Consider the following 12,228-nt stretch of genomic DNA (forward strand, 5'->3'; position numbering starts at 1 on the left):
ACTTTGGTCCAGGCAAAATTCGAAAATTGGAAAGACTCATTCTCGAATTATTGATAATAAAACTAAATAGAACTGAATTAGCCGATTTCAAACAAAATCTACATAGTCCTAAAAGCACTATGCAAATATTTGCCACTGCTTCGGAGCAATTTCTAATTTTAAGCCATGAATCAAAAGCAGCCTGAAACCCTGCACATAGTTCCTAGTGGTGGTTTTTCATCAGAAGTCCAAGCCCTAGCCAAAAGTCTGGGGTACAATGACTTTAAGTTCTATGATGATGGAATTCCCTCTTTTAAAAAGCTAGCTGAATTTCCGTCTGAGGCTCTTGCAGTTATCGCGGCGGGTTCCTCTGAATTACGAATGAAGATAGTCCAAGAGCTTCCGGCTGATACCAGGTTCCCTACTTTAATTCATAAATCAGTTCTTTTAATGGACCCCAGCTCTACCGAAATTGGCAAAGGGACCTTAATTGCCGCTGCTTCTGTTTGTACAACCAACATCCAAATTGGAAATTTCGTGGTCATTAACTTGCATTGCAGCATTGGTCATGGTTGTAAAATTGCAGATTTTGTTTCCCTTATGCCCGGTGTGCGCATAAGCGGCGAAGTCAAAATTCACCAGGGAGCCTATCTGGGATCGAACGCCGTTATACTACCCAATATTACTATTGGTGAAAACGCGACTATTGGTGCCGGAGCCGTGGTTACCAAAGATGTAGCCGCCAACACAACCGTTGCTGGCGTTCCTGCCAAACCCATAATTACCAAGAGCTAACTTAAGCCTTCACCTCTAAAAGGCTCAGTAACTTTTGCCTGCGCCCTGCTGCCGAATACTGGTTCTTTATCCGCGCTTTTGCTTCTTGTCTTCGCTCCTCTAAATCTGATGCAGTGAGTGCCTTTTGCACTTGTTCTTTCAAAGCAACAAGCTCTGCTTGCTTTACTACAAACCCTGATTCTCCTACGATTTCGGGTAGCATATTAACGGATGAAACGATCGGTACACAACCACAAAGCATGGCCTCGCATAACGACAACCCAAAACCCTCAAAACGAGACAATTGAAAATGAAAGCTAGATCGATGGAATTCAGCCTTTAATTCAGCCTGACTTAATCTACCTAAATACTTCACCTTACCCTTGCGTAAATTCGAGTCTTGAGGTCCATTTGTTCCGATAACTACAAATTCACAATCCGGAAACTCAAGGGCCAGTTCTTCAATTAAATCCCCTCCCTTAAGCAGAAATTGGGTATCATTAAATACCGCTGTAAAACGACGTGCCTCCCGCTTGTAGTCCTGATCAGCCTCCCATTTCTCAAAGCTTAAGCCATTGGGAATAACTTGTATTGCAGTTTTAAGATTGGGATAGAAATGTTTTAAACCCTGAAGTTGATCAAAAGCATTGTACTGATTATCCGTATATATTAAAGATTCGCTCACAGGCAAGAGACAGCTAGCATTGCGATACGAAATGCCACATATACTGCGAATCCATTTTTTCCGAAGACTTCCATATTTATAATGCGGTAAACTGGCCGTATCGGTTCCGTGCAAAACTATATATACCGGAATCCTTAAAAGGGCGCCTAAATAGGCTGGAATCATTGACCAAAAGCCTCCGAACTCAATAAATATAAATTGAATTTGTGGAGCACTTCTTAAAAGCAGAAAGAACTGCTCAAGCCAGCGCCAGGGAATTAAGCTTCGATTTTGCCAATTTTTTACACTCTGTTTTACAGGAAATGAAGTTTGCAATACTTCAAGATCGCTACGAATAAAAGCATTGTAAAAGGGCGCAATAAATAATACCTTTTTTGGGGCCGCCATGTGGGGTTCTTCTATGAAACTGAGGCTAAAGTAAAATTTCAAAAGCAGACCTTTATAATGGGCTCCAGGCATTTTTAGCCCCATTCTCCATTTTATCCAGCAGAAGATTTAAAAAGCTAATTTTGACGCGACAGATTCTAAGTTCAGCTTCTGCTTTCCAGAATATATATGGGTCAAGTTGCAAAACAATCTTTCTTTAATTCTATCAACTCCTACCTGGGGGTTGTCCTCGGAGCTTTTAACACCATGTTTTTATTTCCGAGGGTATTTATCGATCAGCCAGAATTTGTTGGAGAAATCACCACCCTACTTGCGGCGGCGACAGTAATCTCCACCTTTGCTCACCTCGGTTTTCCTGTATCCCTGGTCACCTTCTTTCCCAGACTTAGAAATGAGCAACAACAAAGTTTTTGGACGCTAGCCTTATTCGCTTGCCTCTTCAGCAGTCTGTTACTGCTTATCAGCGGGCTGATTCTATACCAGTTCAATTCTTTTTGGCTAGGCCCCATTGGTTACGTCTTATTGCTAAGTGTAAGCATGCTCTTTTTTGAGCTCTTTGCTGCATTAAGTCAACATTCCAATAAGGTAGTTTTCCCGCAATTTATTAAGAACACTTTTCGCCGGCTTATCATTTTAACCGCCTTGATATTTGCGGCATTGAATGAGCAGGATCAAGACCTATTTTATTTGATCTTAAGCCTCGGCTACCTCCTGCAATTATTAGCGGTTATTCTTTACAGCATTCCTCAATTACCGGGATTTCGCCTTCAATGGTCTGAAATCAACCTAAGGGAAATACTCACTTATGGCCTCTTAATTATGTTGGCCTCCGGATCCATGTTACTCGTAAGCCGATTAGATATACTTATGATCCGAAGCTTTTTAGGGAAAGCGCCGGTAGCCTTTTACAATATTGCCTTTTTCACTGGTACCATTGTATCGGTTCCTCCGAAAGCTTTGATGGTAAGTATTCGTCCTTATTTATCCAAAGCCTGGGCCCGTGAGGACTTGAAAGAAGTGTCATCACTATACCGCAAATCAGCCCTTACCCAATTGGCCATTTCCGGCTTTATATTTATGCTTATTTGGGTAAACCTGGATCTAACCCTGTTTATCATCCCCGAAAGTTTCCAATTTGACACTTTTGCCGCCGTGGTGCTTTGCATTGGTATAAGCGAAATGGTTAACAGTGCTACCGGCTCCAATGGTTTAATATTGAGTATCTCCAATCGTCAGGCTTATAACTTCTACACCGGATTATTCTTAATCGTATTTACCTTAGTTGGAAACCTGATCTTAATCCCCAGTTTGGGCTTGCTTGGTGCCGCACTCGGGAGCTTAATTGCTTTGAGTAGCTACAATATTGTTAAATTACTATTGGTACATCGATTTTTCCGGTTAACACCTTTTAGTACGTCTTTTTGGAAATTACTTATCGTGATAGGACTGAGTATCATTGGCCTTAGTATTATTAGATACAGTCCGCTTCCCTTAGTTTGGAATTTACTTATTGGAAACCTATTCATTGTCATCCTATTCCTGATCCTGTATAACTTTACCGATACCTTAGACGATTTTAAGCAAATGCGAATTCCAGGATTAAAGTCTAAGTCTAAAAAATGATCATGCCTTTAATTGATTAAGGCACGCTAATTTTGCCCTATGTGGAAATGGCTTAAAGAACAGTGGCGTTGGCTAAGCAAAAAAGTAGCTCGCTATACCAAACGCATCACCCTGCCCCTTTTTGATGGACTGAGTTTATATGATGTTTCATTGTTCTTTTTCAGAGGGATAATTAAAGGAAGTGTTACCAGCAGAGCTGGATCCATAGCCTACTCCTTTTTCCTGGCCCTTTTTCCAGGTATCATATTCTTCTTTACTTTAATTCCTTTCTTTCCGGTAGAGTCTTTGGAAACCGAAGTTTTTAAAGTATTTCAACGAATCTTACCGCCTGATACTTTCGATGCTGTGCAAAGCACCATTGCCGATGTACTGAATCATAAGCGTGGGGGATTACTATCCGTAGGTTTTTTCCTGGCCTTGCTATTCTCCACCAATGGTATCAATGCCATTATATCCAACTTTAATCAGACTATCCATAAAATTGAAGAACGCTCACTTTGGCAACAGTTATTAGTTAGCCTTGGCCTTACGGTAGTGATCACCGTTAATTTCTTACTAGGCATTATCGTCATTATTTTCAGTTCAGATGTGTTAAATGGTCTGCTCGGTTTTTTCGGTCTCGAAGCGATCTCATCCTTTGCAGTCGAATTGGTTCGCTATCTCCTATTGGTATTCTTAATTTTTATTGGGATTGTGTTGATCTATAATTTTGCTCCTTCCGGAAAACGAAAATGGCGCTTCTTTTCCCCCGGAGCGATTTTAGCCACAGTTCTGATTTTAGTAACCTCCTACCTCTTTAGTTTTTATGTTGCCAATTTCAATCAGTACAACACCTTATATGGGTCCATTGGTACCTTAATGGTAATCATGCTTTGGATCTATGTGAATGCCCTGGTCTTGATTATTGGTTTTGAACTGAATGCCAGTATTGCCAGTTTAAAACTGGAGCGATTTGAGGAAGAGCAAAAAGAACTTTTGGAAGAGACTAAAAAAGCTTAAATTTTTTCAGCAAAGTCTTCTTTTGATTTCAGATTTTCCATTTATATTTGCAGCCCGAAAAACGAATGGACCTCGGCACTGAGCCGACCTAAATAAAGAGATATGAAACGTACTTATCAACCTTCAAACCGTAAGAGAAGAAACAAGCACGGTTTCCGTGAGAGAATGTCTAGTGCGAATGGTCGTAAGGTTTTGGCCTCTCGCCGCGCGAAAGGTCGCAAGAAATTATCTGTATCTAGTGAAGGAAATTACAAAGGCTAAGATGTCTTTGTATTCATAATATATGTATTAAGGTGTTGCCAGGCAGCACCTTTTTTTTTGCCTGCTCGATTATAGCTTCGTAGATTAAACACCAAATTCAGATCATGCCAAAGGATACTTCAATTAAACATGTATTGATTATTGGAAGCGGCCCCATCGTTATTGGACAGGCCTGCGAATTCGACTACTCCGGCTCCCAAGCGGCCCGGTCATTGCGAGAAGAAGGAATAGAAGTGTCCTTGATAAACAGCAATCCGGCGACCATTATGACCGATAATGTAGTAGCCGATCATGTTTATTTACTTCCCCTCGAAGTAGCTTCCTTGGAAAAAATCCTCAAGGAACAAAATATTGATGCCGTACTCCCAACCATGGGAGGGCAAACTGCGCTAAACCTATGTATCGAAGCCGATAAAGATGGCCTATGGGAAGAGCATAATGTGCGCATAATCGGGGTTGATATCGACGCCATTAACATTACCGAAGACCGTGAGGAATTCCGGAAATTAATGACCAAAATTGGCGTGGGCATGGCTCCAGCCAAAACTGCAACCTCTTACCTAAAAGGAAAGGAAATTGCTCAGGAATTTGGCTTCCCGCTTTGTATTCGTGCCTCTTATACCCTGGGTGGTTCTGGTGCTACCTTCGTTTTCAATAAGGATGAATTTGAAGAATCCCTAAGCCGGGGTCTGGAAATTTCCCCCATCCACGAGGTAATGATCGATAAGGCCTTATTAGGCTGGAAAGAATTCGAATTGGAATTGCTGCGCGACTCTAATGATAATGTGATCATTATCTGTTCTATTGAAAATATGGACCCTATGGGTATCCACACCGGTGACTCTATTACCGTGGCTCCAGCAATGACATTATCCGATACTACCTATCAACGAATGCGCGATATGGCCATTCATATGATGCGTTCTATCGGAAACTTTGCCGGTGGTTGTAATGTTCAGTTCGCGGTAAGTCCCGATGAAAAAGAAGACATCGTTGCCATTGAGATTAACCCTCGTGTTTCTCGATCTTCAGCTTTAGCTTCTAAAGCAACCGGATATCCGATTGCTAAGATTGCCGCCAAATTGGCCATTGGTTATCACTTAACAGAATTGGATAACCAAATTACCAAAACTACCTCAGCTTATTTCGAGCCAACTCTCGACTATGTTATTGTAAAAATCCCTCGCTGGAACTTTGATAAATTCGAAGGTGCCGATCGTCGCCTGGGCTTGCAAATGAAGTCGGTTGGTGAAGTTATGGGCATTGGTCGTTCCTTCCAGGAAGCCTTGCATAAGGCAGCACAATCTCTGGAGATTAAGCGTAATGGCTTGGGAGCTGACGGCAAAGGGGAAACCGATCAGAACAAAGTCTTGGAAGCACTGGAAAAAGCTTCCTGGAACCGAGTATTCATGATTTATGATGCGATGCAATTGGGTATTCCCCTGCGTCGTATTCACGATATCACCAAAATTGATATGTGGTTCCTGCGCCAGATTTATGAACTGGTTCAATTGCAGGCTGAAATCGAAACCCACAATTTAGAAAACCTTCCTCGTGAGCTTTTGCTTGAAGCTAAGACTAAAGGTTTCGCCGATCGTCAGATTGCCCACATGATTGGGGTACTGGAAAGTGAAGTTCACCAAAAACGTGAAGAGCTAAACATTAAGCGCGTTTGGAAATTGGTAGATACCTGTGCCGCAGAATTTCCAGCCCAAACCCCTTACTACTATTCTACTTTCGAGTACGACTTTCAAACGGCTGAAGGCGAAATAAGTGTTGAAAACGAATCAGAAGCCAGTGATCGACGCAAAATTATCGTGCTCGGATCCGGTCCAAACCGTATTGGTCAAGGTATAGAATTCGATTACAGCTGTGTGCACGGAGTACTAGCCGCTAAAGAATGCGACTATGAAACGATCATGATTAACTGTAATCCTGAGACCGTTTCTACTGACTTTGATACTGCCGATAAGCTTTACTTCGAACCCGTATTCTGGGAGCATATTTACGATATCATCCTGCATGAAAAACCGGATGGGGTTATCGTACAATTAGGAGGACAAACCGCTCTTAAACTCGCTGAGAAACTGGATCGCTTTGGAATTCCAATTGCCGGAACCAGCTATCAAAGTTTAGACTTAGCCGAAGATCGGGGTCGCTTTTCTGAATTACTTCGCGATAATGATATTCCCTATCCACGATTTGGTGTAATTACCAATGCTGAGGAAGCGCGTGAATTAGCAGATCAACTTGGATTCCCAATTCTGGTTCGTCCTAGTTATGTACTGGGTGGTCAAGGGATGAAGATCGTAATTAATCAGGATGAATTAGAGCACCATGTAGTGGATCTCTTCAAAGCATTCCCGGGTAACCGTGTATTGCTCGACCATTATTTAGAAGGTGCAATTGAAGCAGAGGCCGATGCGATTTGCGATGGTGAGGATGTGTATATCATGGGAATCATGGAACATGTAGAACCTTGCGGTATTCACTCTGGTGATAGTAATGCCACCCTACCTCCCTTCAATTTGGGCGACTTAATCATCCAACAAATTGAAGACCATACCCGCAAAATTGCCCTGGCCTTAAACACGGTGGGATTGATTAATATCCAATTTGCGGTTAAAGATGATAAGGTTTATATCATTGAAGCCAACCCCCGTGCTTCTCGTACGGTTCCTTTCATTGCAAAAGCTTACGATGAGCCTTATGTGAACTTTGCTACCAAAGTAATGTTGGGTGAGAAGAAGATTAAAGACTTTAAGTTTGAACCCAAGCGCAAAGGCTGGGCAATCAAACAACCGGTATTCTCGTTTAACAAGTTTCCCAATGTAAATAAGAATTTGGGGCCGGAAATGAAATCAACCGGTGAAAAGATTTACTTCATCGATAACCTTCGTGATCCGGTATTCAAGAAAATTTACGCTGAACGAAACCTCTATTTAAGTAAATAGTGTTCTTATTTCGACTCTTATTTGTAGTTGTTTTTATCTACCTGATATCCTTCGTGGTAAGGAACTTCTTTGTGCGTCCATTTCGCCAAGGATATCAGGAAAGAGACCAATCTTCTCAAGCCAAACGGGCCCGTCAAAATGAAGGCAAAACCAGCCTAAACACCAATGGGCAAGGACGTACTCATGATAACCACCAAATTGGTGAATACGTAGATTACGAAGAGGTAGATGATGATGATAAGGCCTCATGAAAGTTGCAACGGTAGTAGGCGCCAGACCCCAATTTATTAAAGCTGCTCCGCTAAGCAGAGCCTTAAAAGCAGCCCAAATAGAAGAGTTCATCGTTCATACCGGGCAGCATCAGGACGCCAATATGAGTGGGAGCTTTTTCTCTGAATTGGGATTAGCTGAGCCGCGCTACCAACTTTCTATCAATAACCTTCCCCACGGTGCCATGACCGGAAGAATGCTCGAACAAATTGAAAGCATTCTGCTGGGTGAACAGCCCGATATGGTAGTAGTGTTTGGAGATACAAACAGCACCTTGGCTGGAGCCTTGGCTGCCAAAAAAGCAGGCATTCCGGTAGCTCATATCGAAGCGGGAATGCGCAGTGGCTTGGATTTTCAGCCGGAGGAAATCAATCGCATCTTAACTGATCACCTCAGTAGCTTGCTTTTAACTTCCAATGAAGAGGCAAAAGAGCACCTCTTAAAAGAAGGAATTTCAGAAGATAAAATTGTGGTGAGCGGCGACTTAAGTCTCGATCTGTTTCGATGGCAAAAAACACATCGACGTTTACCTGCAGGACTGGAACTTCCCTCCTCTTTTGCCTTACTTACCCTTCATCGACAAGAAAATGTAGATGAGCCCGCTCGTTTAAAGGCATGGATAGAAGCTTTGGAAAAAGTAGCGAAGCATATTTCCATCGTATGCCCCCTTCACCCACGTACACAAGCTCGTTTGGATAAATTGGGATTAAGTTTACCCGCACAGATAATCCCTCCTTGTGGCCATGCGGAGATATTAGGACTTACGGAGGCCTCAACTATGGTACTCACTGATAGTGGAGGATTACAAAAAGAGGCCTATTTTTCAGAGCGTCCTTGCTTAACTCTACGAGAAGCTACGGAGTGGACAGAATTGGTTGAGGGAGGCAGCAACATGCTTTGTGAGCCGGAGAATCTGGAAAAACATTTCTTGGAATTACAATCCAAAGCCTTAAAATATCCTGCTTTATATGGAGATGGGAAGGCTGCAATTTTTATCGCAAGAAAGATTCGGGAATTTATTGAATCCAATAGCTCTCTTTCTTAGTAAGAGCTTAGGAGATAATCAAGTCTAAGACCCTATATTTGGGCAACAATCTTACTTTGATGTTAAAAAAATACGGAATCCACCTCATTGCGATTAGCATTTTCATTGCCTTAGCCGCAATTTTCAACGCCCCTGTTTTATCCGGAAAGACCATTGAGCAAAATGATATTATGCAATATCAAGGGTCTTCCCGTGAAATAAAGGAATATCGAGATAAAGAAGATCGTCAAATTCTTTGGACCAATGTGATTTTTAGTGGCATGCCTTCATACATGACCAGTGTTATTCATGATGGAGAAATTCTTAAAAAAATTCCATCTTTTATAAATACAATTCTCCTAGATCACTCAATTGGTTACATTTTTATGCTAATGGTGGGCTTTTACCTACTGGGAATCTCCCTAAATGCAGATCCTAGAGTAGCCATGATTGGAGCGCTAGCCTATGGGTTTTCTAGCTATTTTATAATTCTTTTAGAGGCAGGACACAATGCCAAGATCCACGCTATGGTTTATTTGCCAGCCATTCTAGCGGGGATGGTTTGGTCTTACCGACGTTCAAAAATCTTTTTAGGAGCTGGGGTTTTTGCTCTTTTCCTTTCACTAGAATTAAGCGCGAGACATCCTCAAATGTTTTATTATTTCCTCTTTATCGCAGTTCCTTTCGGTATTTATCAAGGAGTAAAAGCTTTAATGAACAAAACATTAAATCAATGGATTAAAGCTAGCAGCCTTTTAATTGTGGGGGGCCTCTTAGCCTTAGCTACTAACTATCCTTACTTGAAGAGTACGCTTGATTTCAGCAAGCACACCATTCGTGGTAAATCTGAATTAGAGCTAAACACAGGAAATGCCACACGAGGTTTGGATAAGGACTATATCACAAATTGGTCCTATGGTATTGATGAAAGTTGGACTCTTCTTATCCCTAATTTCAAAGGAGGAAAAACGGGAAGAATCGGCGATAACGAAACGGCATTAGACAAAGTTGACAATCGTTTTAAACAAGCCATATCGCAACAAAACTCCTACTACGGAGATCAGCCCTTTACCTCCGGGCCAGTATATGCCGGGGCTATTTTAGTCTTCCTTGCCCTTATGGCATTGATCTTTTACAAAGGAAAATTAAAGTACCTGTTTCTTGCAGTCTTCTTTTTAACCTTGGCTCTTTCTTGGGGTAAAAACTTTATGCCTCTTACCGACTTCTTTGTTGATCACTTCCCTTACTACAACAAATTTAGAGCGGTATCTTCTATGTTGGTGGTTCCTGAATTTATTCTGCCTTTATTGGCAATTTTAGGATTATCCACCATTACTCAATGGTCTAAATCAGATTGGAATCAAGATTTACAAATCCCAATTATTGGCAAAAGAAGTAAGCTCAAGGTATTCTACATTGGTAGTGGAGCACTACTGCTATTCTTAGCCCTAAATTATGTAAGCCCAGCTCTCTTTAATACCTTTTTGAGTAATCAAGAAGCGGAGACCTTACCGAAGGCCTTGAGCGAGGCCGGATTCAATAGCGATCAATCCAATCTCTTTATGGAGTCCTTAGAAAGCGCTCGCATGGGTATTTTCAAAGCGGATGTTTTACGCAGTTTGTTCTTTATTTTAATAGGTTCCGCACTAACCTGGCTTTTCGCTCAGGGTCAGTTAAGGAAAAACACCTATATCCTTGGATTGGGATTATTAATAGTAATCGACCTGTTTGTTGTTGACAAACGTTATTTAAACAGCGATAACTTTGTGAAAGAGCAAAAATTGGATGAAAACTATGGTGTTAAACCTACGGTTGCTGATCAGTTTATAATTCGGGAATATGCAAATGACCCCTATTTCCGAACCTTAAATCTTACCGTATCTCCATTTAATGATGCTACTACATCTTTTTACCACTACAGCTTAGGTGGATACCATGGGGCTAAGCTTAAGATATATCAAGAGTTGATCGAACATCAGTTGACAAATGAAATTGACATTTTCCGCAATGCACTGAATAGTCAACAATTTAGCCCTAATCTGTTTTTACAAACTCCGGCTATGCGTATGCTTAATATGCGTTATGCCATCATCAATCCAAATTCCCAACCAATTGAGAATACCTATAGATTAGGTAATGCTTGGGCCGTGCAAAACATTCAAAGTGTAGAAAGTGCCAATGATGAATTGTTTGGATTAAAGAATATTGATCCGAGTGAAACTGCAATAATGCGAAAAGCCTTTGCAGACAAAGCAGGGTCTTTACCTGCCAATGCTGGAAATGCAGAAATTAAACTTAGTAGTTACGATCCAGAGATTTTAGAATACAACTATCAGAGTGCTACAGAAAATCTAGTGGTGTTTTCTGAGATTTGGTATCCTGAACATTGGAAAGTTACAATTGACGGAGAACCAGCTGAATTACTTCGTGCGAATTATGTATTGCGAGCTCTTAAAGTTCCTGCAGGAAAGCATGACATTAAAATGGAATTTACAGCGGTAGACAATTACAAAGGAATTGAATCCGTAAGCTTAGTATCCAGTGTCCTGATCTTACTCCTTCTCCCATTCAGTATTTACTATCAAAATAAGATCTCTTAAGAACCATGATGAATCATATAAAGAAAGTTCTACTGCTAGCTCCCCATACAGATGACGCCGAATTAGGATGTGGTGGAACTATGGCTAAATTCCTAGAACATGATATTGAAGTTCATGTTGCCGCATTTAGTACCGCCAGGGCATCTTTACCCACCGGAAGTGATCCCGATTTATTGAAAAATGAATTCATCTCTGCGATGGACTTCTTTGAAATTCCAAGAGAGCAACTTCGAATTTATGACTATGAAGTGCGTAAATTGAATTATTCCCGTCAGGAAGTGTTGGAAGAATTGGTAAAACTGCGTCAAGAAATTGCCCCAGATATGGTTTTAGTTCCCAGTGGATCTGACCTGCATCAAGATCATCAAGTCCTATATGCTGAAGGCTTACGAGCTTTTAAAGAAATAACTGTTTGGGGATATGAATTGCCTTGGAACCATATAAGCTTTTCTGCTCAAGCCTTTGTTACCCTGGAGGAAAAACATATCCAAAAAAAATGGGAAGCCTTACTGCATTATAAATCTCAATTTGTAAAACAGCGCCAATATTTCACTGAAGAATTTATTCGGGGCTTGGCAACGGTGCGTGGAACCCAGGTACGTGCGCCATACGCTGAGGCTTATGAGGTAATTCGAACCCGCTGGTAGCCTGGAGGCCAGCACCTATCGTCAT

10 protein-coding genes are annotated in these 12,228 nt (G+C 41.4%); 9 read left to right on the plus strand and 1 reads right to left on the minus strand.

What is annotated here, in order from left to right:
* Positions 1–165: 165 nt before the first annotated feature.
* Entirely contained in the window at positions 166–774 is a 609-nt protein-coding gene (locus tag ACO05P_RS07270; protein WP_421754447.1) for a NeuD/PglB/VioB family sugar acetyltransferase, read from the plus strand.
* 1 nt (position 775) lies between these two features.
* On the opposite strand, the gene ACO05P_RS07275 is transcribed toward ACO05P_RS07270, so the two are convergent.
* Positions 776–1,825, minus strand: coding sequence for a glycosyltransferase family 4 protein (locus tag ACO05P_RS07275; RefSeq protein ID WP_421754449.1), 1,050 nt, complete (start codon positions 1,823–1,825; stop codon positions 776–778).
* A 246-nt stretch (positions 1,826–2,071) separates the two neighbouring features.
* Here ACO05P_RS07275 and ACO05P_RS07280 point away from each other — a divergent pair, with 246 nt between their 5' ends.
* From ACO05P_RS07280 to ACO05P_RS07315, 8 genes are all read left to right on the plus strand, one after another.
* The gene (locus ACO05P_RS07280; protein ID WP_421754450.1) at positions 2,072–3,448 is read left to right on the plus strand and encodes a polysaccharide biosynthesis C-terminal domain-containing protein; all 1,377 of its coding nucleotides are present in this window, start codon (positions 2,072–2,074) and stop codon (positions 3,446–3,448) included.
* Between the two features lie 39 nt (positions 3,449–3,487).
* Positions 3,488–4,447 (plus strand): YihY/virulence factor BrkB family protein, encoded by a 960-nt coding sequence (locus tag ACO05P_RS07285; RefSeq protein WP_421754451.1) that lies wholly within the window; start codon positions 3,488–3,490, stop codon positions 4,445–4,447.
* A gap of 102 nt (positions 4,448–4,549) precedes the next feature.
* Positions 4,550–4,708, plus strand: coding sequence for a 50S ribosomal protein L34 (rpmH, locus tag ACO05P_RS07290; RefSeq protein WP_421754452.1), 159 nt, complete (start codon positions 4,550–4,552; stop codon positions 4,706–4,708).
* A gap of 104 nt (positions 4,709–4,812) precedes the next feature.
* Entirely contained in the window at positions 4,813–7,662 is a 2,850-nt protein-coding gene (carB, locus tag ACO05P_RS07295) for a carbamoyl-phosphate synthase large subunit (protein ID WP_421754454.1), read from the plus strand.
* On the plus strand, positions 7,662–7,913 hold the full coding sequence (locus ACO05P_RS07300) for a hypothetical protein (RefSeq protein WP_421754456.1): 252 nt from the start codon (positions 7,662–7,664) through the stop codon (positions 7,911–7,913). Before carB ends, ACO05P_RS07300 begins: the two co-directional genes overlap by 1 nt.
* Complete coding sequence (gene wecB / locus ACO05P_RS07305) at positions 7,910–8,977, plus strand: non-hydrolyzing UDP-N-acetylglucosamine 2-epimerase (protein WP_421754458.1); 1,068 nt, start codon at positions 7,910–7,912, stop codon at positions 8,975–8,977. The genes ACO05P_RS07300 and wecB overlap by 4 nt, the downstream gene beginning before the upstream one ends.
* A 59-nt stretch (positions 8,978–9,036) precedes the next feature.
* A complete protein-coding gene (locus ACO05P_RS07310; protein ID WP_421754460.1) occupies positions 9,037–11,556 on the plus strand; it encodes a hypothetical protein in 2,520 nt (839 codons plus the stop codon).
* A 5-nt stretch (positions 11,557–11,561) separates the two neighbouring features.
* Positions 11,562–12,203, plus strand: a complete 642-nt coding sequence (locus tag ACO05P_RS07315) for a PIG-L deacetylase family protein (protein WP_421754461.1) — start codon at positions 11,562–11,564, stop codon at positions 12,201–12,203.
* Positions 12,204–12,228: the final 25 nt, after the last annotated feature.

Origin of the sequence: Croceimicrobium sp., from assembly GCF_965228705.1 — a bacterium.
Taxonomy (GTDB): Bacteria; Bacteroidota; Bacteroidia; order Flavobacteriales; family Schleiferiaceae; genus Croceimicrobium.

Coding starts and splice junctions, on each gene's coding strand:
- ACO05P_RS07280 (WP_421754450.1), top strand. CDS start 2,072: ATGTTTTTATTTCCGAGGGTATTTATCGATCAGCCAGAATTTGTTGGA.
- ACO05P_RS07310 (WP_421754460.1), top strand. CDS start 9,037: ATGTTAAAAAAATACGGAATCCACCTCATTGCGATTAGCATTTTCATT.
- ACO05P_RS07275 (WP_421754449.1), bottom strand. CDS start 1,825: ATGGCGGCCCCAAAAAAGGTATTATTTATTGCGCCCTTTTACAATGCT.
- wecB (WP_421754458.1), top strand. CDS start 7,910: ATGAAAGTTGCAACGGTAGTAGGCGCCAGACCCCAATTTATTAAAGCT.
- carB (WP_421754454.1), top strand. CDS start 4,813: ATGCCAAAGGATACTTCAATTAAACATGTATTGATTATTGGAAGCGGC.
- ACO05P_RS07270 (WP_421754447.1), top strand. CDS start 166: ATGAATCAAAAGCAGCCTGAAACCCTGCACATAGTTCCTAGTGGTGGT.
- rpmH (WP_421754452.1), top strand. CDS start 4,550: ATGAAACGTACTTATCAACCTTCAAACCGTAAGAGAAGAAACAAGCAC.
- ACO05P_RS07285 (WP_421754451.1), top strand. CDS start 3,488: ATGTGGAAATGGCTTAAAGAACAGTGGCGTTGGCTAAGCAAAAAAGTA.
- ACO05P_RS07315 (WP_421754461.1), top strand. CDS start 11,562: ATGATGAATCATATAAAGAAAGTTCTACTGCTAGCTCCCCATACAGAT.